The organism is Hyphomicrobium sp. (assembly GCF_019753045.1).
GTDB lineage: Bacteria > Pseudomonadota > Alphaproteobacteria > Rhizobiales > Hyphomicrobiaceae > Hyphomicrobium_B.
The window spans coordinates 31,145-57,792 of record NZ_JAIELN010000008.1 but is presented as its reverse complement, the minus strand read 5'-3'; the positions used below and the strand labels follow the sequence as shown (position 1 = coordinate 57,792).

Below are 26,648 nucleotides of genomic sequence, written 5' to 3'. Positions count from 1 at the left end.
GAAAGCCTGACGCCTCGGCTTATCACCAGACATCTATTGAGATTTTCGGCGATTCGCGGCTGCGGAGTGGGCAGTTTTATGGGCTTCGTGAGGCCAGGAATGCGGAAGTTTGCAGTATCGGCTTCGGTCGCCACGTCGCTGGTTGTATTGGCGACGGGGCCGGCTTCCGCCGCCAGCGAGCGCTGCGGGGAACGCGCCGTCGCCTGCTACGACAAGGTCAGAATTCCTGACGTCTACACGACCAGGACCCGGCACGTGCTCGTCCGGCCCGGCTGGCGCGAAGTTGTGGCGACGCCTGCCGTCGTGAAAAACGTCGCCGTTCCGGTCGTCATGCGTCCCGGCAAATGGCGAACGGTGACGACGCCACCCGTCTACGGCACGAAACTTGAGCGCGTCATCGTCAGTCAACAAACCAAACGCTCCGAATACATTCCGCCCGTCACGCGGCGCGTCGAGCAGACTGTCGTCGTTTCGCCCGGCGGCTTTGTCTGGGAACGTCGCAGCGGACCCGACGGCAGGGAGAAGCTGTGCAAGGTGAAAGCGCCCCCTGTTATGAAAACGATCGCGCGAGACGTTGTCGTTAGTCCCGCTCGGCGCATTATCTACGTGACGCCCGCCGTCTACGGCGTCGCTCCGCGAACCGTTCTGGTCAAACCCGCCACTGCCACGCGCGTTTACGAGCCGCCCGTCCACGGCGTGATCAACAGATCGATCGTCGTTCGCCCGGCTGCAGCCGAAGTCGTCAATCACCCGCCTGTCATCTCGGTCCAGCGTGAGCGCGTTCTTGTGCGCGAAGGCGGGTACGGTTGGGTGCGATCGAAGTAGCCGCCCGCAGTCTACTTCCGAAGCTCAAATAAAGCGTCCGCATGCTGCATTGTTCAATTGCGAATTCGCCCGCGCGTTCCGGTCACAAGTTGCATAAGTGACACCGAATAAGTGCGGAAATAGCACGGTATTTGGCGGTGGATGTCCATATCTGCGAAGCAGCATTGCGGCAATCGCATTAGAACTAGCGCAGGCCGTTCCCAGTTATTTGCGTAGAGCGATCAATGAGGTCGTTTTCGCAAATTAATATGGGAGCTCGATATGGACGGTTGGAAGAAAGCTCTTGGCGGCGCCTTGGCCGCAATTGCCGTCGCCGGCTTCTCGGCAAGCGCTGAGGCGCGCGGCGGACACGGCGGTCATTTCGGCCATGGCTTCGGCCACGGCGGGTTTGCCCACGGATACGGTGGTCATTGGCGCGGCCATCGGGGATGGGGCGGAGGCGGCTGGGGATGGGGTCCGGCTATCGGATTCTACGGACCCTATTACGACGACTACGCCTATTACGATGATTATCCCTACGACGATTATTACTATCGCCGGCGCATTCGCCATTACTATTACAGATAGGCGATCGACCCCGGCCCCGATTGGGGCCGGTTTCGTATCTCGCGCCAGCCCTTACGGATTTTCGGCGGCTAATGCGGCGGTCGATGCCCGCGGAGATGTGAAGGAGATATCGAAGTGTATGGGAGTTGCGGCCATTAGCACCGGAATACTGAAGATAAGGACGACCATAATTCCGCAGGCCAGCGCCGCTTGAAGAAACTGCACGTAGCGTTTCAACACTGTTGCACCCTTTCCTATCAACGCGGGTGCATTTTCCTCCGGGTGTATGGCCTGAGCGAGTCGTGAGCGAGTCTCAAGAACGGCGTTGCGGCGATAGAAATACGGCGCCCCATGGGCGCCGTACTCGAAACTACCACCAGCGGCAGTGACGATGCCCGTGACGCCACCAGCAATGGCGGTGATGCCGCCAATAGACGTTTTGGGCTACCGGCGATTGGCCGGAAAGCAGCTTGAGCGAGTTCACATCGCTGCTGACCGAAGCTGCGTTTGCAATTCCGGCTCCGAGAACCATCGCGACGGCCGCGAGGGCGACACCCAACGTAGTCTTCATGAAGCTTCTCTCCTTGGTTACGAGCGTCGTTTTGACGCCAAGTGAGGAGCTACCTATAGCGACGGGGCCTCGTCCGCTTTCCATACGTTTTCGTAAAGCGAGCATTGGTCGACTTATATCGGAATGGAGTGTTGCATCGACGACGAAATGGCTTCACGCGATATGGCGTTGCACAATTCGTGCTGATTCCAGGAGGTATTCTGAAATCTTGTGATACTGGAGCGGGCGAAGGGATTCGAACCCTCGACCCCGACCTTGGCAAGGTCGTGCTCTACCCCTGAGCTACACCCGCATGTCCAGCAGCATCAGCGCCTTGCGGCGACGGAAGACCCGCCTTATGGCGCAAGTGAGAAACCAATGCAAGGCCCCTTCATAACGAGAATGCGGGCGCCGGTTGAGACATAATGTAAGACCCTCCTCGCAACTTCCATCCATCAGAATGATATCGTCCCGATCTTAGCATGAGCGACCCATCGATGCCCCACACGCGCGAGCAGCTTTTCTCGGTTTTGGATCACCTCGGAATTCAGACGAAGACGGTCGAGCATCCTCCCGCCTTTACCGTCGCCGACAGCACATCGATCGAGATCGCGCTCCCCGGCGCGCACACGAAGAATCTTTTCCTCAAAGATGATAAAGGAGCGCTCTTCCTCGTGATCGCCAACACCGAGACGCGCGTGGACCTCAAAGCCCTCTCGAAAAGGCTTCCTGCGGGCCGGTTTTCGTTCGGCAAGCCGGAACTGCTGCTGGAAGCCCTTGGTGTGACACCCGGCGCCGTGACGGCTTTTGCCGCCATCAACGACACTGCACAGCGCGTGAAGATCGTGTTTGACCAGGCCCTCATGGCAGCGGAAACCATCAACTGTCATCCGCTGGAGAACACCGCAACCACGAACATTGCACGGGAAGATCTTTTGCGGTTCATTCAAACAACCGGCCATGATCCCCATGTCATGGTATTGACCGCGTCTTGAAGGTCTGAGCGGCGGCGAGGAGATTGGGTCAATGGAATTCGGTGACAAGGAATTCGCCGGCGCACCGGGCGCGGCGGACATCGTAAAGGACGCGACGACCGCGTCCTTCAAGGCAGACGTTCTCGACGCGTCGAAATCGGTGCCGGTTATTGTTGACTTCTGGGCAGCGTGGTGCGGGCCGTGCAAGCAATTGACGCCGCTGATCGAGAAGGTCGTCCGCAGTTATCGGGGCAAGGTTCGCCTCGTGAAAGTCAACGTCGACGAAAATCAGGCGATCGCCGCGCAGCTCCGCGTGCAATCGCTCCCGACGATCTACGCCTTTCGCGACGGCCAGCCGGTTGATGGATTTGTCGGCGCGCAACCGGAAAGCGCCATCAAGACCTTCATCGACCGCCTCGTCGCCGATGATGCCGAACTGGGCATTACCGAAATCTTGAAGGCCGGCGAAGAGTTGCTTGAGCAGGACGACCTGCAAGGCGCGGCCGAAGCTTTCGCATCCGTCCTTCAGGCGGACAGAACCAACGCCGAAGCCTTGGCGGGCCTTGCCACCTGCTACATGAAAAGCGGCGACGTGGAACGCGCCAAGCAAACCCTCTCCTTGGTGCCGCCTGACAAACGGGAATTGGCCGTCGTCAAAGGCATCGAAGCCGCCATCCTACTGGCCGAGAAGGGCGCCGACACCACCGACCTCACCGCTTTGCGGACACGGGCGGCTAAAAACCCGGCCGACTATCAAGCCCGCCTCGATTTGGCGGTCGGTCTGGCGGCCAGGGGCGACAGGGAAGAGGCCCTTGAACTTCTGCTCGATCTCGTCAGGATGGACAGGAAGTGGAACGATGAGGCGGCCCGCAAGCAACTCCTGCAGTTTTTCGACGCGTGGGGCCCGAAAGACCCGCTCGTCGCAGACGGCCGGCGGAAGCTCGCATCGATCCTGTTCAGTTAATTTTTCGGCACAAAGCGGAGACGACCGAATTTGACGCTCACGGAACGCTACCGGCGTCCAGCCGACCTGCCCTCGAGGATTCCGGTCTTTCCGCTTCGTGGGGCGATCCTGCTTCCGCGCGCGACATTGCCGCTGAATATTTTCGAACCGCGCTATCTCGAGATGATCGACGGCGTGATGTCGGGCGCCAGGATCATCGGCATCCTGCAGCCGGTCGTATCGGGCGACGACGACCAGGAGAGCCCAGTCGAAAAGACGGCCGGCCTGCGTTCCGTCGGCTGCGCGGGCCGCGTGACCTCGTATCAGGAACTCGACGACGGACGTCTCATCATCACGCTCACCGGCATCACGCGCTTCCAGTGCGTCGGCGAGGCCGAAACCGACATGCCCTATCGCATCATGAGCGTCAGCTACGACAAGTTCGCGAGCGACTTGACGGAAGGCCTCGGCGAAGAGCTCGTCGATCGTCAAAACCTCTTGCGCGTTTTGAAAACCTATCTTGAAGCGAACCGCCTGAAAACCGACTGGGCGACGATCCAGCGCGCGTCGAACGAATTCCTCATCAACGCACTGTCGGTCATGTGTCCGTATGGGCCCGAAGAGAAACAGGCCCTCCTCGAAGCGAAGGATCTGAGATCCCGCGCCGAAGTGCTCGTCGCACTCGCGGAGATCGATCTCGCCTCGAACGGCAGTAGCGGCACGACGCTGCAATAGCTAGGGAGAGCTTCGATGAGCGAAAGCGAAGAAGCATCCGGCGACACCGCCAATGCCGTCGATCCGAAACTTTTGGAATTGCTCGTCTGTCCTTTGACCAAGACGCGGCTTGTGTACGACGCCAAGACGCGCGAACTCATCAGCAAGGCTGCTGGCTTGGCCTTTCCGATCAGGAACGGTGTTCCGCTCATGATTGAGGAAGCTGCGCGCAAGTTGACGGACGACGATTTTCGACGCGCTTGAATTTCATCGTGTCAGCGTGAAGGCAATGAGCAGCTTTCAGCGAACATTTTTTGAGCGCCGCCCGTCCTGCTTAACCACGTCTCTTTAGATTCTGTAAAATACCCGCAGCCGACTGTCGCCCCGAATACAGGGGCAAAAGCGTTGTTGCAAAAACCGGTCTACGCGCGGCCCGTCAAGGCGGGTATGGGCGCAAAACCGTCATCCCGCCTGAGGCGGCAGGCGGTCAAAGCATCGCGCCCGTATGCGGTGATAGCGCTTTTCGCCGGGGTGATCTTGCTCGCCGGCGGACTGACGGCAAGCTGGCACAAATTTGATTTGGGCCTCGCGGCCGCTCTGGGCGGAACCGCGCTGCTGGTCGCCGTCACCGTCGCCAGTATTCTGATGTCTCACCCGTTAATCGAGATCGTCGCCCGCGGTGCTCGATTGCGCAGACGCGACGGCATTCGCAAGTTTGAAGAAATAAAGGACGCGCATTGGCAATTGTCCGACAGCGCTATTCGCTACCGCCAATTTCTCGATGCGCAGCGCGATTTTGTCGTCCGCTGCTCGCTCGATGGCCGCTTGAGGTTCGCGAACCGCGCCTTCTTCGATGCCTTCGATATCCGCGCCGAAGACATCACCGGCTCGATCTACCGTCCCCCAGTTGTCCGAACCGAACCGCTCGCCGGATCGTCATCCTCGGGCCGCCGTACGCTCGAACTTTTGCGCACGCGCCACGGCAAAAGATGGATTGCGTGGGAAACGAGCGAAGTCCGAGGCGAGACCGGCGAGATCGAAATCCAAAGCGTAGGACACGACGTCACCGTCGCGCGTGAGATCGAGGAAAATCTTAAAGACGCCCGCGACCGTGCCGAAGCCGCCAGCAGGGAAAAATCGCGGTTCCTCGCGGCGATGAGCCACGAAATCAGAACGCCGATGAATGGGATTCTCGGCATGCTGAGCCTCATGCGCGATACGCGCCTCGATGCCGAACAGCAGACGCATGCGCGCATCGCCGAAGAGTCGGCGCGTGCTTTGCTGATCCTGCTGGATGACATTCTCGATTTCTCCAAGATCGAAGCTGGCAAGCTCGATCTCACAAATGAAGACTTCTCGCTGCAGAACTGTATCGCCCAGGCGATGCAGCTCATGACGCCGGACGCCGCCGCGAAACAACTCGCGTTTACCTGCACGATGTCGGGCGACGTGCCCGAATGGGTCCGCGGCGACGAGATGCGGGTCCGTCAGATCGTCCTCAATCTGCTTTCGAACGCCGTGAAGTTCACCGACACCGGCGGCGTTGCCGTTAGGACTGAGTTGGCCGCGGATAAAGCAGCCGGGTCCCAAGGCGCGGTGCGCATCGCGATCGAAGTCGCAGATTCCGGCATCGGCTTTTCTTCCGACTCTGCAGACCAGCTTTTCAACGAATTCGAGCAAGGCGAATCCGCGACGAGCCATCCGGGCGGAGCGGGCCTCGGCCTCGCGATTTCGAAGCGGCTCGCCCAAGCGATGTTCGGAGAGATCGTAGCCAGCGGCGATCCTGAAAAGGGCGCCGTCTTCACGGCAGTGCTGGAACTTCAACGCGGGACTATTCCAGGCATCGCTGCCGTGGGATCGTTTTCAGTCGCTGGCGAACGATCGGGCGACGCGGGGCGCTGCGAGCATCGGAACGCCTTCAGCGTCCTCGTCGCCGAAGACAACCAGATCAACGCGCTACTCGCCTGCAAGGTCATCGAGCGCGCGGGCGGCAAGCCAACGGTCGTCGAGGACGGACGCTCGGCGATAAGGGTTGTCTGGGAAACGCTCGAAAAGAAACGCCCCGCATTCGACCTGATTTTGATGGATCTCCTGATGCCCGACATCGACGGCCTCACAGCCACGAAGTCGATCAAGGCTCTCTATTCGGAGCGAAAAGCCATTGGCCCGTCCTGCCCGCCAATTATCGCGTTAACCGCGAATGCCTTCCCTGAGGACCGCGAGCGCTGCCGGATGGCCGGAATGGACGACTATCTTGCGAAGCCGTTCGACGCCCGCGATCTCCATGATCTGCTGCTCAGATGGACGGCTCCGTCCCGTGACGCGGCGACCCCGGCGGCCTGACCGGCCATTCATCGAATCTAAAAACTGTCACGGAATCGTGGTAGCGCCATCTCAGGAACTGAGGAAGGATGTGCGCACTATGTGGCAGTCGATCGCAGACCGGGGTAGACGGCGGCCGGGCATGCCCGGGAAGTTTCCGGCAGCGCTCGCAGCATTCGGCGCAGTAAAGACGCCGGCGCTTCGCCTCACCGGATTGGCCCGCGACATCGAACCCAAAATCTATGGCCGCGTCGGCAACCTCGAGGTGCGCTTAGCCCGCACCTGGTCGGAAATAAAACTCGCGCAGCGCCTTCGTTATCAGGTTTTCTACGAAGAAATGTCGGCCGTCCCGACAAGGCTCGCGCAGTTTCGCCGCCGCGACGAGGACGCCTACGACGCCCTCTGCGATCACCTTCTCGTCGTCGATGTCGATCAGACGAAACCGGGACGCGCCGGACGCCCCGAAAGGCCGAAGGTCGTCGGCACCTATCGTATCCTTCGCCAGGAAGTCGCCGAACGCGGCCCCGGATTCTATTCGGCGAGCGAATACGATATCTCGCCCCTTCTACGGCGCAAAGCATCGACGCACCGGTTCATGGAACTCGGCCGTTCTTGCGTTCTCTCGCCCTATCGGAGCAAACGGTCCGTCGAACTTCTGTGGCACGGCCTTTGGACGTACGTCCGCGAAAATCGCATCGACGTCATGATCGGATGCGCGAGCTTCGAAGGCATCGACCTCGACGAACACAGAATGGCGCTGAGCTTTCTTCACCACCGGGCCTTGGCTCCGGAGGAGTGGCGCTGCCGCGCAAAGGATCATCTCTATATCCCGATGAACCGGATGCCCGAGGCCGAAATCGACCAGAAAGCCGCGTTGAAGGCAATGCCGCCCCTCATCAAGGCTTACCTGCGACTTGGCGCATATTTCGGCGATGGTGCCGTGCTCGACAAGCAATTCGGCACGACCGACGTTCTCGTCATCATGCCGGTCGCCAATATCGATCCGCGCTACTTCGAGCACTACGGCACGCCGAACGAGACAAAGAGCCGGATAGCCGTCGACGCTTGAGCGGCCTGCGCGTCCGCTCTTAGTCGCGGCCCGCCCCGTAGGCCGCGAGTGCCGCCATATTGACGATATCGGCGTCGGTCGATCCGAACGTGCAGATCTGCACCGGATGCGAAAGACCGACGACGATCGGCCCGATGAGAGTCGCGCCTCCGAGCTCTTTCAGCATCTTCGTTGAAATCGATGCGGCGTGAAACGCCGGCATGATAAGGACGTTCGCCGTGTCCGACAGGCGGCAGAACGGATAATGATCCATCAGCGAGCGATTGAGCGCCACGTCGGCAGCCATGTCGCCGTCATATTCGAAATCAACGAGACGCTCGTCGAGAATCCGCACCGCTTGCCGTACCTTCTCCGTGCGTTCGCTCTTCGGCTGTCCGAAATTCGAGTAAGCGAGCAGCGCCACACGCGGCTCGATCCCGAAAGCGCGTGCGGTCCGCGCGGCCTCGACGGCGATATTGGCGAGCTGCTCCGCAGTCGGCATGTCATGGATGCTGGTATCGGCGATAAGAACGGCGCGGCCGCGGCTCAATGCCAGCGAGACGCCGATGACGTGACGTCCCGGCTTTGGATCCATGACGCGATGAACGTCGGAATAGACGCTCGTCCAGTTGCGCGTGACGCCCGAAACCATCGCGTCTGCATGGCCATGCGCCACCATCAACGCGCCGAACACATTGCGCTCGTTGGTGACGAGGCGCTCGCAATCGCGCTTCAGATATCCGCGCCGCTGAAGACGCGAATAGAGATAATCCGAGAACTCTTCGAGAAACGGCGACGCCGTCGTGTCGATCAATGCGAATTCTTTCCGCAGCGGTATGCCGAGTTCGCGAAACCGCTCGGTGACGATCTTTTTCGACCCGATCAAAATCGGCTGACCGAAGCCTTGCTGTAGAAAGGTGTTCGCCGCGCGAATGACGGCATGCTCCTCGCCCTCGGCGAAGACAACGCGCTTCGGATCGGCGCGGACGGCATCGAATGTCGATTGCAGCCAGCTCGCGACCGGATCGAGACGCCCCCGCAACCGTGCGACATAGCCATCCATATCGACGATCGGATTGCGTGCGACGCCCGAATCCATTGCGGCTTTCGCGACGGCCGCCGAGACGTGCGGCAGAAGCCGCGGATCGAACGGCGCGGGAATGATGTACCCCGGCCCAAACGTCGGACGCTCTCCGAGAAAAGCTGCTGCGACCTTGTCCGGAACTTCAGCGCGCGCAAGCGCCGCGATGGCTTCCGCCGCGGCGATCTTCATAGCGTCATTGATCGTCGTCGCATGAACGTCGAGCGCGCCGCGGAAGATGAAGGGGAAGCAAAGAACGTTGTTGACCTGGTTCGGATAATCGGAGCGGCCGGTCGCGATGACTGCGTCTGACCGGACGGCCTTCACTTCTTCTGGCGTGATTTCCGGATCGGGGTTTGCCATCGCGAAAATGATTGGCTTTGGCCCCATCGTCGCGACCATCTCTTGCGAAAGAACACCAGCCGCCGACAGCCCGAGGAAAATGTCGGCGCCTTCGATGACCTCCGCCAGCACCCTCGCATTCGTCTTCTGCGCGAAGGGCGCCTTGTAGATGTCCATCAGTTCCTTGCGGCCCTCATAGACGACGCCTTCGATATCACAGACGGTGATGTGTTCGCGCTTGACGCCGATCATCACGAGCAAATTGAGACAGGCAAGCGCCGCAGCACCCGCCCCGGCACAGACGAGCTTCACATCGCCGATGTCTTTCTCGACGACACGGAGCCCATTCAGGATGCCCGCCGCGACGACGATTGCCGTCCCATGCTGGTCATCATGAAAGACCGGGATATCGAGCAGCTCTTTGAGCTTCTCTTCGATGACGAAACAGTCGGGAGACTTGATGTCTTCGAGATTTATGCCGCCGAACGAGGGCCCAAGATAACGAACGGAGTTGATGAAGGCCTCGGGATCGGCCGTGTCGACGAGGAGATCTATGGAATCAAGATCCGCGAAGCGCTTGAACAGCGCCGCCTTGCCTTCCATCACAGGTTTTGCTGCCAGCGCGCCGAGATTGCCAAGTCCGAGAATGGCCGTGCCGTTCGACACAACCGCAACGAAGTTGCCTTTGCTCGTATAGGCGTATGCGTCCCTTGGGTTCTCCGCGATCGCCTGAACCGGGATAGCAACACCCGGAGAGTAAGCCAGCGAGAGATCGCGCTGCGTCGACAAGGGTTTCGTCGGCGTAATTTCGAGTTTGCCGGGCTTGCCGCCCGCGTGAAAGGCGAGCGCTTCCTGAGCCGTAACTTGGGCTGCGCGACGAAGGGGGGCCATGTTGTCGGACCGTTTATCGATTTTTGCGGGCGGCATTGCTGCAGGACCACACATCAGGGGAAAAGTGGCGGCACGATAGGTTGCAGCAGACGATACGGCAACCTATGCATATCCGACGCTTCGATCGGGGCGGTGGAGCGTCTCATGCTGCGCCATCGATCAGGGCCAATGGGGCAAATTGAAACGTAGTCACTTGATGTCCAGAACCGACGTGCAGCGCAAGAGCAGGCCACCAGAATCGGAGCCGCCGGCGACAGCCGAAGTGTCGCACAGCGAAGGTGAACCGGCCGTCTCTTACGAGGCGACGCCGTCGATGGCGCAGTACCTCGAAATCAAGGCAGCAAATCCGGATAGCCTCCTTTGGTACCGCATGGGGGACTTCTACGAGCTTTTCTTTGAAGATGCGGTTACCGCCTCCGAAGCCCTATCGATCGTTTTGACGAAGCGCGGCAAGCACAGGGGAAACGACATCCCGATGTGCGGCGTCCCCGTGCACCGGGCCGACGAATATTTGCAGCGTCTGATTAAGAAGGGGTATCGCGTCGCCGTCTGCGAACAGCTCGAAGATCCGGCCGAAGCGCGAAAGCGCGGCGCCAAAGCTGTCGTCAAACGCGATGTCGTGCGTCTCGTAACGCCCGGCACGCTGACCGAAGAAGCCCTCCTCGACGCCAAAGCCAGCAATTACCTGACCGCGGTTTTTGGCTCATCGCCGAGCGCAGACGACCCGGCCCAATCGCGCGTCGCACTCGCCTCGCTCGACATCTCGACGGGCGAATTCGCGGTTGCCGAAATATCGGCCCTCGATCTCGCCGGCGAACTCATTCGCCTGGCGCCGAGCGAAGTGCTCGCGGCAGATACGATGCTCGCCGATCAAACATTCGTCAGGGCCGTCGAATATTCGGGCGGCAAGACGACGCCTATCCCCTCCGCATATTTCGACAGCACCGCCGGTACACGCGATCTCAAAGCCTGCTTGGGCGTTGCCGATCTCGCGGGGTTCGGAGGGTTTTCGCGCCGCGAGCTGGCGGCGATTGGCGCAGTCCTGAAGTACGTCGACCTGACGCAGATGGGGCAGAAGCCGCTCATTCACGCCCCGCGCCGCACGGGCAGCGCCTGCCTCTTCATCGATGCAGCGAGCCGGACGAGCCTGGAGTTGGTGAAATCGTCATCCGGTGACAAGTCGTCGTCGCTGCTCGGCGCCATCGACCGGACGATAACCGGCGCAGGCGCCCGTGAATTGCTTGCGCGAATCTCGAGCCCCCTGACTGATCCTCTCGCAATCGAAGCGAGGCTCGACGCTATCAGCTGCTTGCTTTCCAATCGCCGCCTGATGGACGACCTCCGCTTTCTCCTCCGCGGAACGCCCGATCTCGCACGCGCCTTGCCACGACTGGGTTTCGGGCGCGGCGGCCCTCGCGATTTGGCAGCCGTTCGCGACGCCCTGGAGGCGGCCGGAGAAGCTGCCGCCATGCTGACGGCGGCGACAGGACCACTGCCGCTGCCGCCCGAGCTTCAATCGATCCGCTCGCGTCTTACAGCTGTTCCGCCGTCTCTCGCTTCCGCGCTCGATAGCGCTCTCGTCGACGATCCGCCGCTTCTCAAACGCGACGGCGGCTTCGTCAAAGACGGCTACAACGCCGATCTCGATAAGGCTCGCGCATTGCGAAACGATAGCCGCCGCGTGATGGCAGACCTCGAAGCGCGGTATATCGAAGAGACGGGCGTGAAGACGCTTCGCGTCCGCCACAACAACATCCTCGGCTTCTATATCGAGGTGACGCAGCTCAACGCCAAGCCGCTGCTGTCCCCTCCGCTGTCTGAACGTTTCAGGCATCGGCAAACGATGGCCAACGCCGTGCGATTTGCGACCGCCGAACTGCTCGAAACCGAAGGCCAGATCGCGTCCGCAAGCGAACGCGCGCTGAGCTTGGAGCAGGAAATTTTCGCGAGCCTCGCGCAAGACATCGGAATCGCAACCGAGGCGCTCGGGGCTGCCGCAGGCGCACTTGCCGAACTCGACGTCTACGCGGCGCTTGCCGCTCTGGCGCTCGAACAAGGCTATGTGCGGCCGATCACCGATCAAAGCTCGGCGTTCGAAATCCGTGGCGGCCGTCACCCGGTCGTTCAGCAGGCCTTGGCGAAAAGCGAAGGCGCCGCATTCATCGAAAACGACTGCGTCCTGGGCAGGGGGGGAGCCGAAGCGCCCCCCGGCTTCGACGAGTTGCCGGACGCCCGCATATGGCTTGTGACCGGCCCGAACATGGCCGGTAAATCGACCTTCCTCCGCCAGAACGCCCTCATCACGGTAATGGCGCAGATGGGCTCATACGTGCCCGCACGATCCGCACACATCGGTATCGTCGACCGGCTATTCTCGCGCGTCGGCGCATCCGACGACCTTGCGCGCGGACGCTCGACTTTCATGGTCGAAATGGTCGAAACGGCCGCCATCCTTAATCAGGCGACCGAGCATTCCCTCGTCATTCTCGATGAGATCGGCCGCGGCACCGCCACGTTCGACGGCCTATCCATCGCCTGGGCGACCGTGGAATATCTACACGGAGTAACCAAGGCGCGGGCCCTATTCGCCACCCACTATCACGAGCTGACCGCCCTTGCGCGACGCCTCGATGGGATCGCAAACGTCACTATGGACGTTGCCGAATGGCAGGATACCATTGTTTTTCTGCACAAAGTCAAGCCCGGCGCCGCCGACCGCTCGTATGGTATCCAGGTCGCGAAGCTGGCGGGCCTGCCGGCCGCCGTTGTCTCTCGGGCCCGTCAGGTTCTAGAGCGATTGGAAAAGGCGGATCGGCGTCCGCGCATCGACAATGAAGGTATTGACGATCTACCTTTGTTTTCAGCAGCGCGGCCGAGGGGCGCAGCCACGGCCAATGAGCCTTCAGCCGTTGAAAAGCTGCTCACTGCCATGCATCCTGATGAACTGTCGCCGAAGGCGGCGCTCGAAAAGCTTTATGAACTCAAGGCTCTTGCCGAAGCCCAGAAGAAGACAAAGCCTTGACCGACGAAACATTCAATGTGCTGGTCCCGCCGCCGTACTTCGATACGCTAGCGGCGCGTCGCGAGCTGACCGCGCATTTCAATGCGAGTCCGTCGCCGTCTGAAGCGCGGCCCAAGGTCCTCGACAGCCTGAAGACCATTCTCAAGAACGCCCGGGAATCTGCGCGAACTGCGCTTGAAGCCGACGGCAACGGCAGACGATGCGCTGGCGGCCTGAGCCTGTTTCAGGACGAGATGATCAGGCTGATCTACGATTACACGGTAACGCACGTCTATCGTGCGACCAACCCATCCGACGCCGAGCGAATGGCGATCGTCGCGACGGGCGGTTACGGACGCGGCCTCCTCGCGCCGGGTTCCGACATCGATCTCCTGTTCCTGCTTCCCTACAAGCAGACGCCATGGGGCGAGAGCGTCGCCGAATACATGCTCTATCTGCTTTGGGACCTGGGCTTCAAAGTCGGGCACGCCACCCGTACCGTCGAGCAGTGCCTGAAGCTCGGCCTCGCCGATATCACCATCCGCACAGCCCTTCTCGACTCCCGCCTCATCCTCGGAGACAAACAGCTTTTTGCAGAGTTCGAGGATCGTTTCAGCTCTGAAGTCGTCACCGGCACGGCGCGCCAATTCATCGATGCCAAGATGGCCGAACGCGACGAACGAACGCGGCGCGCAGGCGAAAGCCGTTACAAAGTCGAACCGAACATCAAGGACGGCAAGGGCGGCCTCCGCGATCTGCACACGTTGCATTGGCTATCGAAATACATCTTCAACCAGGACGTCGGCGCTGCGGCCGTTGAAGCCGGAATATTCACACCCGAAGAGGTGCAGACCTTCCGCCGCTGCGAGGATTTTCTTTGGCGTGTTCGCTGCTTCCTGCACTTCCTGACGGGACGCGCCGAAGAAGTATTGTCGTTCGAGGTGCAGCCCTCTATGGCGCAAAGCCTCGGCTATACGTCGCGTGAAGGGCTGCGCGCTGTCGAGCGCTTCATGAAGCACTATTTTCTCATCGCAAAGGATGTCGGCGACCTGACGACGATCCTCTGCGGCGCGCTCGAAATGCAGCAGCTGAAGACATCGCCCGGCTACAAGCGGCTGCTGAACCCGCTGAGCTGGAAGATGCGGCGCGAAGTCCGCCAGAAAACCGATTTCCGCATCGACAACGATCGCCTGAACGTCGCCGACGCCGATGTCTTCGTGCGCGATCCGGTCAATCTCATCCGCTTCTTCGCGCAGGCTGCGAATACCGGCGCTTACCTGCATCCGGACGCCATTCGTCTGCTTCGCAGCTCGCTTCGACTGATCGACGACAAGCTGCGGCACGATCCCGAAGCAAACAGCATATTTCTCTCGCTGCTGACAGCGCACGGCAATCCGGAAGCCTCGCTCCGGCACATGAACGAAGCCGGCGTGCTCGGCCGCTTCCTGCCCGAGTTCGGCCGCATCGTCGCAATGATGCAGTTCAACATGTATCATCACTACACGGTCGATGAGCATCTTTTGAGAACGCTCGGCAACATCGTCGCCATCGAGCGCGGCGATCTTGCTGCCGAGCTGCCGCTCTCGACGGCCGTCTTCTCCTCGCTTCAAAATCGCCGTGCCCTGCTCGTTGCGGCCTTCATTCACGATATCGGCAAGGGCCGAAAGGAAAACCATTCGACGGTCGGCGCGCGCATCGCCCGCAAGATCTGCCCGCGACTGGGCATGACGGCCGCCGAAACGGAGCTCGTCGCGTGGCTCATCCAGCAGCACCTGACGATGAGCAACTTTGCCCATTCGCGCGATATATCCGATCCCGATACGATCCGCGCATTCGCCAACATCGTGCAAAGTCCGGAGCGCTTGAAAATGCTCCTGCTGTTGACCTCTGCCGATATCATGGCCGTCGGCCCCGGCGTCTGGAATGGCTGGAAAGGTCAGCTCCTGCGCACGCTTTACCACGAAACCGAACCGCTCGTTGCGGGCGGCCATACGCAAGCGCCGCGCGGCGAACGGATCGAGCAGGCGCAGACGGCTTTGCGCAACGCCCTCTTCAATTGGCCGGCGAGCGACGTCGACGACTTCATCGCGCGGCACTATCCGAATTATTGGCTACGCACCGATCTCGCGACGCAAATCGAGCATGCGAACGTCGTGCGCGACGCCATGCGCTCGCAGACGAAATTCGCGACCGCGGTCAAAACCGATTCCTTCACCGCGATAACGGAGCTGACGGTTTTCGCGCCGAACCACGCGAGGCTTCTCTCGCTCTTCGCTGGAGCCTGCGCCGCAGCCGGCGCCAACATCGCTGGCGCGCACATCACGACTACGCGGGATGGCTTCGCACTCGACACGTTTTTGCTCAATCGCGAATTCCGTGACGACGAGGACGAGCTTCGCCGTGCACGTCGCATCATCGATACGATCGAGCGCTTGCTGAACGGCAAGGAACAGCTTGCGGGCCTCCTGCAAAAGCGGCGCATCGGCTCGAGAGGCGTCGAGGCGTTTACTGTCGAGCCGGAGGTCGTCATCAACAACGCCCTCTCCGATCGCCTGACGGTTCTCGAAGTTTCCGGCCGCGATCGCCCCGGCCTCCTTTACGAATTGACGTCCGCCCTTTCCGATCTGTCGCTCGATATCGCCTCGGCGCACGTAACGACGTTCGGCGAAAAGGCTGTCGACGTGTTTTACGTGACCGATCTCGTCGGCAAGCAGATCGTCAACGAAGCGCGCCAGATCGCGCTCCGGACGCGGTTGCAGTCCGTTCTCGATCCGGACTCCGATCCTGTAAAAACGGCATCTGAACCTGCCCGCGCCTAACGGACGCGGCGAATGTCCTCGGAACGCCCGAAATGGGACAAATGCAACGAGACCTCGACGTGACTTGTCGGCCACTCCTCACAATTGAGGCCGTCCGACCATCAAAATGCCGGATGTCTGCTGGCCTAAGCCGGTTTAAGAGGGCAGCCTGCTGCCTTGGCAAAACGCGAACCGTAAGCCGTTCAATCGATGAAACTCTATAAATCGTTCGCGACCGTCGGCGGCTTGACCCTTCTGAGCCGTGTATTCGGCTTCATGCGCGACATCCTGATCGCAGCGACGCTCGGCTCCGGATGGGTGGCTGATGCCTTCGTTGTCGCCTTCCGCTTTCCCAACCTGTTTCGCCGGCTGTTCGGAGAAGGCGCCTTCAACTCCGCTTTCGTGCCGATATTCGCCAAGAAGCTCGAAGGCGACGGCAAGGATGCAGCCCGCCGGTTTGCCGAAGACGCGATGGCGGGCCTTCTCTTCATCCTGCTGATCGTCACGTTCGTCGCCGAAATCGCCATGCCCGTGCTGATGTACGGCTTGGCGCCGGGCTTCGACGCCAACCCCGAGAAGTTCGATTTGTCCGTGCTCCTCACCCGGATCACGATGCCGTATCTGCTGTGCATGTCGATCGTCGCGTTGATGTCCGGCGCGCTGAACTCCGTCGGGCGCTTCGCCGAAAGCGCATCGGTTTCGATTGTGCTCAACGGCGTCATGATGATCGCGACGCTCATCGCGTTGTGGTACGGCTACCGGGCGGGCCCCGAAGCCGGCATCATCCAGGCATGGGGCGTCTTCGTAGCAGGCTTCCTTCAGCTCGCGCTGCTGATGTGGGGCATGCGCCAGGCCGGCATGCATCTCTCAATCCGCCGGCCACGGCTGACGCCAGATGTGCGCAAACTCGTGCGCCTCGGCATCCCCGGCGTTATTTCCGGCGGCGTGACACAGCTCAATATCGCGATTGGAACGGTCATCGCTTCGCTCCAGCCCGGCGCCGTTTCCCATCTCTATTATGCAGACCGGATATACGAATTGCCGCTGGCAATCGTCGGCATCGCCATTGGCATCGTGCTGCTGCCCGACGTTTCGCGCCAGCTCAGAATGGGCAACACCGCAGGCGTGATGGACAGCCAGAACCGCTCGCTGGAATTCGCGCTCCTGCTGACGATCCCGGCAGCTCTCGCCCTTGTTGCGATCCCGACCGACATTACCCGCGTTCTTTTCGAGCGCGGCGCGTTCGGCCCCGAGGACACCAAAGTCACGGCTTCGGTGCTGGCGCTGTTTGCGCTCGGTCTTCCCGCATTCGTGATGATCAAGGTCTTCTCGCCGGCCTACTACGCCCGCGAAGACACGACGACGCCGATGCGGTACGCAACCATCAGCCTCACGGCGAACACGATCGGCTCGATTGCGCTGTTCTTCCTGTTGCGCCATCTCGGCATGATGCCCCAGCTCGGGATTGCCATCGCCACCACTCTTGGCGGCTGGCTCAACGCCTATCTCCTATGGTCGACCTTGCGGCGGCGTGGCGACTTCATTGTCGACGCGCGGATCAAACGGAACATTCCGCTGATCCTGTTTTCGAGCGTCGCCATGGTCATCGCCCTGCTGGGCACGAGCCACGTCCTCGCGCCGTATCTCGATCATAGCGGTGGGTTTTTCGTCAAAGCGTCCTTCCTGGCGCTCGAGATTGGCGTCGGACTGGGTGTTTTCGCCTTCTTGGTTTTCGCAACCGGTGTCATGTCCATCGGCCAGCTCGGCCGCCTGACGCGGCGCCAAAACTAGCGACAAGAACTAGCAACCGGAACGAGCCAAAAGCCTTCGCCCTTGCGCGGCGGGCCTCCGCACGCGATAAGGCCGCCGGATCTCCTTCAACACGGTACGTACTCCAATGAAAATCACGCCGCGCGTTTTCTCCGGCATGCAGCCGACCGGCAGCTTGCATCTCGGCAACTATCTCGGCGCGATGGTCAACTGGATCAAAATGCAGGAGACCCACGAGTGCGTTTATTGCGTCGTCGATCTGCATGCGATCACCGTGTGGCAGGATCCGGCTGAACTCAGGAACGCAATCCGCCAGGTTACGGCGGCCTATATCGCCGCCGGTCTCGACCCGAAGAAAAGCATTCTCTTCAACCAGTCGCAGGTCAGCGCCCACGCTGAGCTCGCCTGGGTCTTCAACTGCGTCGCCCGCCTCGGCTGGCTGAACCGCATGACCCAGTTCAAGGAAAAAGCCGGTAAGGACCGCGAGCAGGCATCCGTCGGTCTTTACGCCTACCCGAACCTGATGGCCGCCGACATCCTCGCTTACCGGGCAACGCATGTGCCCGTCGGCGAAGATCAGAAGCAGCACTTGGAACTCGCCCGCGACATCGCCCAGAAGTTCAACAATGACTTCTCGGCCTCGATCATCGCCGAAGGCTTCGCTGACGGAATCTTCTTCCCCCAGCCGGAGCCGGTCATCACGGGCGCGGCGACCCGGGTCATGAGCCTGCGCGACGGTTCGAAGAAGATGTCGAAGTCCGATCCGTCTGACCTATCGCGGATCAACATGACGGACGATGCCGATACGATCGCAAAGAAAGTTCAGAAGGCAAAGACCGACCCCGAGCCGCTGCCGAGCGATGAAGGCGGCTTTTCGGGCCGTCCGGAAGCCGAAAATCTAATCGGAATCTACGCGACTTTGGTCGACAAGCCCGTCGACGCCGTGCTGGCCGAAGTCGGCGGTCAGCAATTCTCTGCGTTCAAGAAGGTTCTGGCCGACGCGCTCGTCGCGAGGATCGAACCCATCGCGAACGAGATAAAGCGGCTGACCGGCGATCCGGCGGAGATTGACCGCATCCTCGCTGATGGGTCTTCGCGGGCGCGGGAAATCGCAACCCCCATCATGGGTAAAGTCAAGGACATCGTCGGCTTCATCAGAAGCTGACGAAATCCCCGACACTGGCCGTTGCAGCGAATGCCGAGGAATGGCAGCATCGCGCCCATGAAACCTCGCCGCTCGTTCGAAGAAGGCCATCGCCGTAAATTCCTGATCGTCGTCGACGAGAGCCAGGAAGTCGAAAGCGCGCTTTATTACGCCGCGAGCCGCGTTCAGCGCTCGTCGGGCCTGATCGTCATGCTCTACGTGATCGAGCCGAGCGAGTTGCAGCATTGGGCGGGCGTCCACCAGGTCCAGCTGGACGAAGAGACAACCAAGGCCAAGGCGCTGTTTCGCCTTTTCCGGCGAAAGCTCGCACACGCTGGATTTGAGAACGTCGAGACCGAGGACGTCCTGCGCGAAGGTCGCACCGCAGAAGAGATCAACCATGTCATCGCCGAAGACGAGGACATCGCAATCCTCGTGCTCGGGGCCTCGATCGACGCCAAGGGGCCGGGCCCGCTGGTCGCGTCCTTGGCAACAGCCCGGGCAACCGGCGGCTTCGCCGTACCCGTAACGGTAGTCCCAGGCCAACTTTCACTCGCGGAAATCAAGGCTTTGGCCTAAATTGACGCCTTGGCAGCCATGGGGCGATACCTCGACATGGGCAGCCGCCATACCTATATTTGAAGCCTTCCAATCCTGCCCGTGCGGTACGGCGCGCGTGGAACAACGACCACGAAGTGAGGCAATATGTTTATTCAAACGGAAGCCACGCCCAATCCGGCGACGCTGAAGTTCATTCCGGGACGAGGCGTCCTCGCGGATGGCACTGCAGATTTCCGCACGAAGAGCGATGCATCTGCATCGCCGCTCGCCACCCGGCTCTTTTCGATCGAGGGCGTTGACGGCGTCTTCCTCGGCTCCGACTTCATTTCGGTCACCAAGGGCAACATCGAGTGGCAGCATCTGAAGCCGATGGTGCTGGGCGCAATCATGGAACATTACATGTCCGGCGCGCCCGTCTCCGAAGGCGAAGACGCCAACGACAACGCCTCGGAAAGCTACGACCCTGAAGACGAGTCGACCGTCGCGACGATCAAGGAATTGCTCGAGACGCGCGTGCGCCCAGCCGTCGCCCAGGATGGCGGCGATATCACGTTTTCGGGCTTCCGCGACGGCGTCGTCTATCTCCACATGCGTGGCGCCTGCTCGGGTTGCCCGAGTTCGACGGCGACGCTGCGGCACGGCATCGAAAACCTGCTGAAGCACTTCTGCCCCGACGTGCAAGCCGTACAGGCGGTCTGATCCGAAATTTCTGCACTTCGAACCCCGCTCCGGCGGGGTTCTTCTTATTTGGACTTCAAAACGCACGGGACATAATGGCTGAACCGCTCGATCAAACCACACTCGACCAACTGTTCGACAAGGCGCGCACCAACAACAAATGGCAACCCAAGGAGGTACCCGACGCCCTCCTACGCCAGATCGTCGAGCATATGAGATGGGCTCCGACGAGCGCTAACTGTTCGCCGGCCCGTTTCGTCTTCGTCAAATCGCCCGAAGCAAAAGCGCGCCTGAAACCGCACCTCAGCGCCGGCAATGTGGATAAGACGATGGCCGCACCGGTAACGGCCATTATTGCGTACGATTTGAACTTCTACGAAGCGCTGCCGAAGCTCTTCCCGCATACCGACGCCAAAAGTTGGTTCACGGGCAAAAAGCAGCACGCCGATACAACCGCGTTTCGTAATGGAACGCTCCAGGGCGGGTATTTCATTCTCGCGGCACGCGCCCTCGGGCTCGACTGCGGTCCAATGTCAGGCTTTCAAAACGCGGGGGTAGACGCAGAGTTCTTTACCGGAACAGAAATTAAGTCGAATTTCCTCTGTAATTTGGGGTACGGGGATCCGGCGGGGGTCCACCCGCGCTCGCCACGCTTCACGTTCGACGAAATAGCCACGGTCATTTAAAAGCTCCGCCAGGAATGAACATACTTTCGCTCGACACCTGTTTCGATGCTTGCTCGGCCGCGGCGGGCCGTGGGCTTCGCACCCTCACCCCGGGCATCGCTTTTGCCTTCGAGCCCATGCAAACGGGGCACGCGGAGCGCTTGCTGCCGATGATCGCAACAGTGATGACCGAGGCCGGACTCGAATTTAGGTCCCTTGACCGTATCGCGCTGACCTACGGGCCTGGCACGTTTACCGGCACGCGCATTTCCGTCTCCGCGGCACGCGCACTGGCGCTCGCGACAGGCGCTGAGTTCGTCGCTCTGTCGAGTCTCCGTTTGATGGCGATGAGCGCGCACATCCCCGCGGCTCCGACGCGGCGCATCGCCATCGCAACTGACGCGCGGCGGGGCGAAGTCTATTTCGAGGTCTTCGACCGCCACACGATGCAAACCGTCGTCGAGGCGCAATGCGCGACGATTTCCGCCGCTGCTAAGTTGTTGGGACAAGAACCGATCGTCATCGCGGGCTCCGGCGCCGAGCTGCTCGCAACCGAAGCCAATCGCGAAGGAGCCGAGGCGACGGCTATCCTGCCGGATCTGCTTCCCGACGCCCTCGATATGCTTTTCCCCGCCTGCGAGCTTCCCGTTTCGCGAACGGTGAAGCCGCTCTATCTCCGCGCGCCCGATGCGAAGCCTCCAGCGCCGAGCCCATTCATCGGAGCCGGGGCATGACGAACGTCACGCCGTTCCGAAATTTGAAGCATGCGAGCATGCTCTGGGCGGCGCCGGATCGAGCCGAAGAAATCGCAACGTTACACACCAAACTTTTCGATCCGCCTTGGGATGCCGCAGCGATCAAATCGCTTCTGGAACACCCCGCCGCAACGTCCCTGATCGCCGTCGCAGGAGGCCAGAAAAAAACGGTCATCGGCTTCTTGATCGGCCAGCTCGCCGCCGACGAGGCCGAGATCCTCTCCATCGGTGTGTCGCCCGACTGGCAGCGCGTCGGGCTCGCGACCGGCCTCCTCGAAGGATTGATGCGCGCAGCGCGACGTGGCGGCGCCAAGCGCATATTCCTTGAAGTTGCAGAGGACAACGCGGCAGGCCTCGCCCTCTACCGCAAGCTTGGATTTGTCGAAGCCGGACGCCGAAAGCGCTATTATGAACGCCCCGGCAACGCCCGCGTTGATGCCCTGACGCTCGTTCTGACGCTCGAAGATTCTGAACAGCCGGCCTGATGTAGACGCGCAGCCTTGTCACTGCCTATAACCCGGCCATACTCCGGCGACGAGGAATAGTCGCCCTTAAGCCAAAGCCTAATCGCTATGACCCTGCCGGCCGCGAAATCCGAGACGTCTATCGAATCGCGATGCGCGGAATGCGGACTGCGAATGACGGGCCAACGCCGCGTCATCGCACAGGTGCTTTCGACAGCCACCGACCATCCCGACGTCGAAGAGGTGCATCGCCGCGCCCATACGATCGATCGAAGAATTTCGCTCTCGACCGTTTATCGCACGCTCAAGCTGTTTTCCGCGAAAGGCATTCTCGAACGGCACGAATTCGGCCACGGCCGTGGACGCTACGAAGCCGCGCCGCGCGAGCATCACGATCATCTCGTCGACATCGAGAGCGGCCGTGTGATCGAATTTTCGAATCCCGAAATCGAGGAGCTGCAGGATCGCATCGCACGCGAACTCGGTTTCGAGCTGGTCGGCCATCGGCTGGAACTTTATGGCGTGCCGCTCGCGAAGAAAAAGCCTTCGAACCGGAAAGGCTAGCGACCGCAATGGCAAACGGCTCACTTCGCGCCTCAGCCGTACTCGCAGCTTTCATGGGCTTCACCGTGCCGCTGATGCCGGTGCAGGCACTGTTGTTGAAGATCGCCCCCAAAGCCGCACGGCGCTTTCCGAATTGGTACCACAATAAAGTCTGCCGGATACTCGGGATAACGCTCGAGATCGATGGCGCGGTCGTCGAAGATTCGCCCGTGCTCCTCGTCTGCAATCATACGTCCTGGCTCGACATCCCCGTGCTCTCGGCGCTTGCGCCCGTTTCGTTCGTGGCCAAGCTGGAAGTCGGAGGCTGGCCCTTCGTCTCAGCTCTCGCGCGCCTGCAGCGCTCCGTATTCGTCGACCGGACACGACGGCAGGCAACAGGCGATGCCGCGGCCGAAATCATGACGCGGCTGAAAGACGGCGACGCGATCGTTCTCTTCGCCGAGGGAACCTCGAGCGACGGCAATCGCGTGCTCCCGTTCAAAACGTCGCTGTTTGGAGCCGTCTCGGGCGCGGCTGCGCCGTCCGACCCGCAGGTCGTCGTCCAGACCGCAGCCGTCGTCTACACCCACGTCCGCGGCATTCCGTTGACGCGCGCCGATCGCCCGCGCATCGGCTGGTACGGCGACATGGAGATGACGTCGCACGCCTGGGGCGTTTTGCGATCAGGGCCCATAACGGTCACGATCAAGGTCGGACAACCCGTTCCCCTGAGCGAATTCAAGGACCGCAAGGATTTGGCTCTGAAGACCGAACGGGCGATCCGCACGGCTGTTCTCGGGATCCTCCGCGGCCGCCCGGGCGATCCCGGCCTCGTTCCGGTCGAACCTTCTCAGGAAAGCCGCCGGCAAAAGCTCGCATTGCCGCAGGTCCGCAGCGAGAAATGGACATAAGCGCGGCTTTCTATGCTATGCGCTGGTCCGACGAGTTCATGAGCAAATAAGACCATTTCGAGCCGGCTATTCACGTGCAGCGCGCAAACACGAAAACCTATTTTCTGAAGACGTTCGGCTGTCAGATGAACGTCTACGACAGCGAGCGTATGGCGGAGGCCTTAGCGCGCGACGGCTACAGCCAGACCGAAGACGTGGGCAACGCCGATCTGGTGATCCTGAATACCTGCCACATCCGCGAGAAGGCCGCCGAGAAAGTCTATTCGGATCTCGGGCGCATCCGCGACATCAAGGACACGCGCAAACGCGACGGCAAGGAAACGGTCATCGCAGTCGCTGGTTGCGTCGCCCAAGCCGAAGGATCGGAGATCACGAGGCGTCAGCCCGCGGTCGATCTCGTCATCGGACCGCAGAGCTATCATCGCCTTCCCGAGCTGATCGTCCGCGCTGAAACCAAAAGCGAGCACATCGTCGAAACGGAATTTCCGGGCGACGAGAAATTCACCGCGATGAAGGCGCCGCGCCGTGCGTCTTCGCCGTCGGCGTTTCTCACCGTCCAGGAAGGTTGCGACAAGTTCTGCACGTTCTGCGTGGTGCCCTATACGCGCGGAGCGGAGTTTTCCCGTCCCGTCGCTAAGCTCGAAGCGGAAGCGCGAGAGCTTGCAGCAGCAGGCGCAAAAGAGCTGGTTCTCCTCGGCCAGAACGTCAACGCCTATCACGGCGAAGGCCCTTCGGGACGCGCCATGGGCCTCGCGGAATTGATCCGCAGGCTGGCCGATATCGACGGCATCGAACGCATTCGCTACATGACGAGCCACCCACGTGACATGAGCGACGATCTGATCGCCGCACACGCCGAGGTGCCGCAGCTGATGCCGTTTCTGCACCTCCCCGTGCAATCCGGCTCCGACCGCATGCTGACGGCCATGAACCGCAAGCATCGCGCCGCGGAATACATCGATCTGATCGCGCGCGTTCGCGCGGCCCGGCCGGACATCGCCCTCTCAAGCGACTTCATCGTCGGCTTCCCCGGCGAAACCGAAGAAGACGCCGAAGAAACGATCGCGCTCGTGAAGGCTGTCGGCTTTGCTCAGGCCTTTTCGTTCAAATACAGCCCGCGGCCCGGAACCCCCGCCGCCGCCCTCGAAGTGCAAGTGCCCGAGGATGTGAAGACCGGGCGGCTGCATCGGCTCCAAGCGCTGCTGGATGAGCAGCAGGGCGCCTTCAACGCCAAGACGCTCGGAAGCACCATGCCTGTGCTTTTCGAACGACCTGGTCGCAACCCAGGTGAATTCATCGGCAGGTCACCCTATCTACAGCTTGTCCATGCGGTAGGAGATGGCAATTTCACAGGCCGGACGGCCAACGTGGCGGTAACGGAAACCCGGCGCGTCAGCCTGTCAGGTGTCATACCTGCAGCATAAGCGGGTTATACTGATCGGGTTCGGTTGTCGTTTAAGGTTCGCTGTGCGTTAACCACACCGGAGCATGCCGAACCTCTTTGTCACATGCTAACGTTGGGATAGTGGTCGATTCGAATTTGAGAGATACGGCTAGAAGAGCACGAGCAACCAGCAAGGGAGTGTCAGGATTGGCAGCATTCCGCGGGTCCTCCGCGTCGGCGTCGAAACGGCCCAATAAGCCGGAGTTCGAAGATGCTCGCGTCGTTGTACCCTTTGAAGACAATCGGCTGCTCACGCAGTTGCTTGGGGAATACGATAGCCACCTGGCCCTCATAGAAGATCGATTAGGCATTGACGCGCATGCCCATGGCAACGTCGTCATCCTGACGGGCCCCGCAACTTCCTGCGCCAATGCGCGAAGTGTGCTGGAACGCCTCTATGCCCGAATTGCAAAAGGCGAAACGATCGGCCCCGGTGATATCGACGGGCTGATCCGTCATGCCCGCGCGGAAGGGACCGCGTCCGAGGGACAAGCCCAAGTCGCCACGCGCCGCCGTGTCGTCAAAGCGCGCACGCCGACGCAAAGCACCTATATCCGCGCCATAGACAAGCACGACCTCGTATTCGGTCTCGGACCGGCAGGCACCGGCAAGACCTATATCGCTGTCGCTTTCGCGGCCCAGTGCCTCGAACGTGGGCTTGTCGAGCGCATCATCCTTTCGCGTCCCGCCGTCGAAGCAGGCGAGCGCCTCGGCTTTCTGCCGGGCGACATGCGCGACAAGGTCGACCCATATCTGAGGCCGCTCTACGACGCCCTTTATGATGTTCTGCCGCCCGAAAAGGTCGAGCGCGATATAGAAACCGGCGTCATCGAAGTCGCGCCGCTGGCGTTCATGCGTGGCCGCACTCTGGCCAACGCTTTCGTCATTCTCGACGAAGCCCAGAACACGACCAGCATGCAGATGAAGATGTTTCTGACCCGTATCGGCGAAGGATCGAAAATGGTCGTGACGGGCGATCCCTCGCAGATCGATCTGCCGCCGGGAACGAAGTCAGGTCTCGTCGAAGCCGTCGATCTGCTCGGCGATGTGGACGACATCTCGATCGTGAGGTTCCTCGCCGGCGATATCGTCCGTCGTGATCTTGTCGCCAAGATCGTCGATGCCTACGATCGCCCGAAGGACATCTGACTCCAAAAAACCATGCCGCCGTCTGAAAAAGCATCTGCTCCGGTCTTCGAGATCGAAATCGTCGAAGATGACGGCGACTGGTCGCGTGTGAGCAACCTGGATGGCGTCATCGAGGACGCTGCCCGCGCAGCAATTCTCGCGGGCAGCGACGGTTTGCAAACGGCGTTCGTGACCATCGCCCTATCCTCCGACGCCATTGTCGCCGATCTCAACGAACGTTTCCGCGGCAAAGCTAAGCCCACGAATGTATTGTCTTTTCCAGCCGGCGGCGATGCGTCGGACGCCCAGCTCGGCGATATCATCATGGCGTTGGAAACCGTTGAACGTGAAGCTCTGGAACAGGGGGTGCCGTTCGAACACCACGTGCAACACTTGGTGGTGCATGGCGTGTTGCATCTTTTAGGCTATGATCACGAGACGACCGCGGACGCGGAACGTATGGAAACCATTGAAATTGAAATACTTTCTAAGTTGGGCGTTGCAAATCCCTACACGGGCGCACTGGAAACCGGTACAAATGACTGACCGG

The 26,648-nt window shown here is 60.8% G+C and carries 24 protein-coding genes and 1 tRNA gene; 22 read left to right on the top strand and 3 right to left on the bottom strand.

From position 1 onward, the window contains the following. The first annotated feature begins 99 nt into the window (after window positions 1–99). Both K2Q04_RS10370 and K2Q04_RS10365 read left to right on the top strand, forming a co-directional pair. Window positions 100–825: a hypothetical protein gene (locus K2Q04_RS10370; RefSeq protein ID WP_291162939.1), complete on the top strand. Its 726-nt coding sequence runs from the start codon at window positions 100–102 to the stop codon at window positions 823–825. Window positions 826–1,086: 261 nt separating this feature from the next. Beyond that, the gene (locus K2Q04_RS10365; protein ID WP_291162938.1) at window positions 1,087–1,392 is read left to right on the top strand and encodes a hypothetical protein; all 306 of its coding nucleotides are present in this window, start codon (window positions 1,087–1,089) and stop codon (window positions 1,390–1,392) included. Window positions 1,393–1,741: 349 nt separating this feature from the next. Here the strand turns inward: K2Q04_RS10365 and K2Q04_RS10360 are convergent, their stop codons facing one another. Continuing rightward, window positions 1,742–1,942, bottom strand: a complete 201-nt coding sequence (locus K2Q04_RS10360) for a hypothetical protein (RefSeq protein WP_291162936.1) — start codon at window positions 1,940–1,942, stop codon at window positions 1,742–1,744. Between the two features lie 217 nt (window positions 1,943–2,159). Next, window positions 2,160–2,234 (bottom strand) — tRNA-Gly (locus tag K2Q04_RS10355). A 169-nt stretch (window positions 2,235–2,403) separates the two neighbouring features. On the opposite strand from K2Q04_RS10355, the gene K2Q04_RS10350 reads away from it, so the two are divergent. The 6 genes from K2Q04_RS10350 to K2Q04_RS10325 all read left to right on the top strand — a co-directional run bounded on the left by K2Q04_RS10350 (window position 2,404) and on the right by K2Q04_RS10325 (window position 7,943). After that, window positions 2,404–2,916, top strand: a complete 513-nt coding sequence (locus K2Q04_RS10350) for a prolyl-tRNA synthetase associated domain-containing protein (protein ID WP_291162934.1) — start codon at window positions 2,404–2,406, stop codon at window positions 2,914–2,916. A 31-nt stretch (window positions 2,917–2,947) separates the two neighbouring features. Beyond that, entirely contained in the window at window positions 2,948–3,859 is a 912-nt protein-coding gene (gene trxA / locus K2Q04_RS10345; RefSeq protein ID WP_291162932.1) for a thioredoxin, read from the top strand. 30 nt (window positions 3,860–3,889) lie between these two features. After that, on the top strand, window positions 3,890–4,573 hold the full coding sequence (locus K2Q04_RS10340; RefSeq protein WP_291162930.1) for an LON peptidase substrate-binding domain-containing protein: 684 nt from the start codon (window positions 3,890–3,892) through the stop codon (window positions 4,571–4,573). 15 nt (window positions 4,574–4,588) lie between these two features. Beyond that, the gene (locus K2Q04_RS10335; RefSeq protein ID WP_291162927.1) at window positions 4,589–4,816 is read left to right on the top strand and encodes a Trm112 family protein; all 228 of its coding nucleotides are present in this window, start codon (window positions 4,589–4,591) and stop codon (window positions 4,814–4,816) included. Window positions 4,817–4,957: 141 nt separating this feature from the next. Next, window positions 4,958–6,895, top strand: a complete 1,938-nt coding sequence (locus K2Q04_RS10330; protein WP_291162924.1) for an ATP-binding protein — start codon at window positions 4,958–4,960, stop codon at window positions 6,893–6,895. A gap of 79 nt (window positions 6,896–6,974) precedes the next feature. Next, window positions 6,975–7,943, top strand: a complete 969-nt coding sequence (locus tag K2Q04_RS10325) for a GNAT family N-acyltransferase (protein ID WP_291162922.1) — start codon at window positions 6,975–6,977, stop codon at window positions 7,941–7,943. 19 nt (window positions 7,944–7,962) lie between these two features. On the opposite strand, the gene K2Q04_RS10320 is transcribed toward K2Q04_RS10325, so the two are convergent. After that, entirely contained in the window at window positions 7,963–10,236 is a 2,274-nt protein-coding gene (locus K2Q04_RS10320; protein ID WP_291162919.1) for an NADP-dependent malic enzyme, read from the bottom strand. 196 nt (window positions 10,237–10,432) lie between these two features. Between K2Q04_RS10320 and mutS the strand changes: the two genes are divergently transcribed. The 14 genes from mutS to ybeY all read left to right on the top strand — a co-directional run bounded on the left by mutS (window position 10,433) and on the right by ybeY (window position 26,644). Beyond that, on the top strand, window positions 10,433–13,258 hold the full coding sequence (mutS, locus tag K2Q04_RS10315) for a DNA mismatch repair protein MutS (protein WP_291162916.1): 2,826 nt from the start codon (window positions 10,433–10,435) through the stop codon (window positions 13,256–13,258). Then, a complete protein-coding gene (locus tag K2Q04_RS10310) occupies window positions 13,255–16,056 on the top strand; it encodes a [protein-PII] uridylyltransferase (RefSeq protein ID WP_291162913.1) in 2,802 nt (933 codons plus the stop codon). Before mutS ends, K2Q04_RS10310 begins: the two co-directional genes overlap by 4 nt. 189 nt (window positions 16,057–16,245) lie before the next feature. Continuing rightward, a complete protein-coding gene (gene murJ / locus K2Q04_RS10305; protein ID WP_291162910.1) occupies window positions 16,246–17,826 on the top strand; it encodes a murein biosynthesis integral membrane protein MurJ in 1,581 nt (526 codons plus the stop codon). Between the two features lie 106 nt (window positions 17,827–17,932). Next, on the top strand, window positions 17,933–18,970 hold the full coding sequence (trpS, locus tag K2Q04_RS10300) for a tryptophan--tRNA ligase (RefSeq protein ID WP_291162907.1): 1,038 nt from the start codon (window positions 17,933–17,935) through the stop codon (window positions 18,968–18,970). A 57-nt stretch (window positions 18,971–19,027) separates the two neighbouring features. Further along, entirely contained in the window at window positions 19,028–19,528 is a 501-nt protein-coding gene (locus K2Q04_RS10295; protein WP_291162905.1) for a universal stress protein, read from the top strand. 126 nt (window positions 19,529–19,654) lie between these two features. Continuing rightward, window positions 19,655–20,209, top strand: a complete 555-nt coding sequence (locus tag K2Q04_RS10290; protein WP_291162902.1) for a NifU family protein — start codon at window positions 19,655–19,657, stop codon at window positions 20,207–20,209. Between the two features lie 74 nt (window positions 20,210–20,283). After that, window positions 20,284–20,874 (top strand): malonic semialdehyde reductase, encoded by a 591-nt coding sequence (locus K2Q04_RS10285; RefSeq protein WP_291162899.1) that lies wholly within the window; start codon window positions 20,284–20,286, stop codon window positions 20,872–20,874. 14 nt (window positions 20,875–20,888) lie between these two features. After that, window positions 20,889–21,587 carry a tRNA (adenosine(37)-N6)-threonylcarbamoyltransferase complex dimerization subunit type 1 TsaB gene (gene tsaB, locus K2Q04_RS10280; RefSeq protein WP_291162896.1) on the top strand — a complete coding sequence of 233 codons (699 nt, stop codon included), beginning with the start codon at window positions 20,889–20,891 and terminating at the stop codon, window positions 21,585–21,587. Beyond that, complete coding sequence (rimI, locus tag K2Q04_RS10275; protein ID WP_291162893.1) at window positions 21,584–22,093, top strand: ribosomal protein S18-alanine N-acetyltransferase; 510 nt, start codon at window positions 21,584–21,586, stop codon at window positions 22,091–22,093. Before tsaB ends, rimI begins: the two co-directional genes overlap by 4 nt. A gap of 87 nt (window positions 22,094–22,180) precedes the next feature. Then, window positions 22,181–22,636, top strand: coding sequence for a Fur family transcriptional regulator (locus K2Q04_RS10270; RefSeq protein ID WP_291162890.1), 456 nt, complete (start codon window positions 22,181–22,183; stop codon window positions 22,634–22,636). An 8-nt stretch (window positions 22,637–22,644) separates the two neighbouring features. After that, window positions 22,645–23,526: a lysophospholipid acyltransferase family protein gene (locus K2Q04_RS10265; protein ID WP_291162887.1), complete on the top strand. Its 882-nt coding sequence runs from the start codon at window positions 22,645–22,647 to the stop codon at window positions 23,524–23,526. 74 nt (window positions 23,527–23,600) lie between these two features. Next, the gene (gene miaB, locus K2Q04_RS10260; protein ID WP_291162884.1) at window positions 23,601–24,950 is read left to right on the top strand and encodes a tRNA (N6-isopentenyl adenosine(37)-C2)-methylthiotransferase MiaB; all 1,350 of its coding nucleotides are present in this window, start codon (window positions 23,601–23,603) and stop codon (window positions 24,948–24,950) included. Window positions 24,951–25,117: 167 nt separating this feature from the next. Continuing rightward, complete coding sequence (locus K2Q04_RS10255; protein ID WP_291162881.1) at window positions 25,118–26,119, top strand: PhoH family protein; 1,002 nt, start codon at window positions 25,118–25,120, stop codon at window positions 26,117–26,119. A gap of 12 nt (window positions 26,120–26,131) precedes the next feature. Then, window positions 26,132–26,644: an rRNA maturation RNase YbeY gene (ybeY, locus tag K2Q04_RS10250; RefSeq protein WP_291162878.1), complete on the top strand. Its 513-nt coding sequence runs from the start codon at window positions 26,132–26,134 to the stop codon at window positions 26,642–26,644. Window positions 26,645–26,648: the final 4 nt, after the last annotated feature.

Excerpts from the sequence above, each read along its gene's own strand:
- K2Q04_RS10370 (WP_291162939.1), top strand. The coding sequence starts at position 100 with ATGCGGAAGTTTGCAGTATCGGCTTCGGTCGCCACGTCGCTGGTTGTA.
- K2Q04_RS10365 (WP_291162938.1), top strand. The coding sequence starts at position 1,087 with ATGGACGGTTGGAAGAAAGCTCTTGGCGGCGCCTTGGCCGCAATTGCC.
- K2Q04_RS10360 (WP_291162936.1), bottom strand. The coding sequence starts at position 1,942 with ATGAAGACTACGTTGGGTGTCGCCCTCGCGGCCGTCGCGATGGTTCTC.
- K2Q04_RS10350 (WP_291162934.1), top strand. The coding sequence starts at position 2,404 with ATGAGCGACCCATCGATGCCCCACACGCGCGAGCAGCTTTTCTCGGTT.
- trxA (WP_291162932.1), top strand. The coding sequence starts at position 2,948 with ATGGAATTCGGTGACAAGGAATTCGCCGGCGCACCGGGCGCGGCGGAC.
- K2Q04_RS10335 (WP_291162927.1), top strand. The coding sequence starts at position 4,589 with ATGAGCGAAAGCGAAGAAGCATCCGGCGACACCGCCAATGCCGTCGAT.
- K2Q04_RS10325 (WP_291162922.1), top strand. The coding sequence starts at position 6,975 with ATGTGGCAGTCGATCGCAGACCGGGGTAGACGGCGGCCGGGCATGCCC.
- K2Q04_RS10320 (WP_291162919.1), bottom strand. The coding sequence starts at position 10,236 with ATGGCCCCCCTTCGTCGCGCAGCCCAAGTTACGGCTCAGGAAGCGCTC.
- mutS (WP_291162916.1), top strand. The coding sequence starts at position 10,433 with ATGTCCAGAACCGACGTGCAGCGCAAGAGCAGGCCACCAGAATCGGAG.
- murJ (WP_291162910.1), top strand. The coding sequence starts at position 16,246 with ATGAAACTCTATAAATCGTTCGCGACCGTCGGCGGCTTGACCCTTCTG.
- trpS (WP_291162907.1), top strand. The coding sequence starts at position 17,933 with ATGAAAATCACGCCGCGCGTTTTCTCCGGCATGCAGCCGACCGGCAGC.
- K2Q04_RS10295 (WP_291162905.1), top strand. The coding sequence starts at position 19,028 with ATGAAACCTCGCCGCTCGTTCGAAGAAGGCCATCGCCGTAAATTCCTG.
- K2Q04_RS10290 (WP_291162902.1), top strand. The coding sequence starts at position 19,655 with ATGTTTATTCAAACGGAAGCCACGCCCAATCCGGCGACGCTGAAGTTC.
- K2Q04_RS10285 (WP_291162899.1), top strand. The coding sequence starts at position 20,284 with ATGGCTGAACCGCTCGATCAAACCACACTCGACCAACTGTTCGACAAG.
- tsaB (WP_291162896.1), top strand. The coding sequence starts at position 20,889 with ATGAACATACTTTCGCTCGACACCTGTTTCGATGCTTGCTCGGCCGCG.
- rimI (WP_291162893.1), top strand. The coding sequence starts at position 21,584 with ATGACGAACGTCACGCCGTTCCGAAATTTGAAGCATGCGAGCATGCTC.
- K2Q04_RS10270 (WP_291162890.1), top strand. The coding sequence starts at position 22,181 with ATGACCCTGCCGGCCGCGAAATCCGAGACGTCTATCGAATCGCGATGC.
- K2Q04_RS10265 (WP_291162887.1), top strand. The coding sequence starts at position 22,645 with ATGGCAAACGGCTCACTTCGCGCCTCAGCCGTACTCGCAGCTTTCATG.
- ybeY (WP_291162878.1), top strand. The coding sequence starts at position 26,132 with ATGCCGCCGTCTGAAAAAGCATCTGCTCCGGTCTTCGAGATCGAAATC.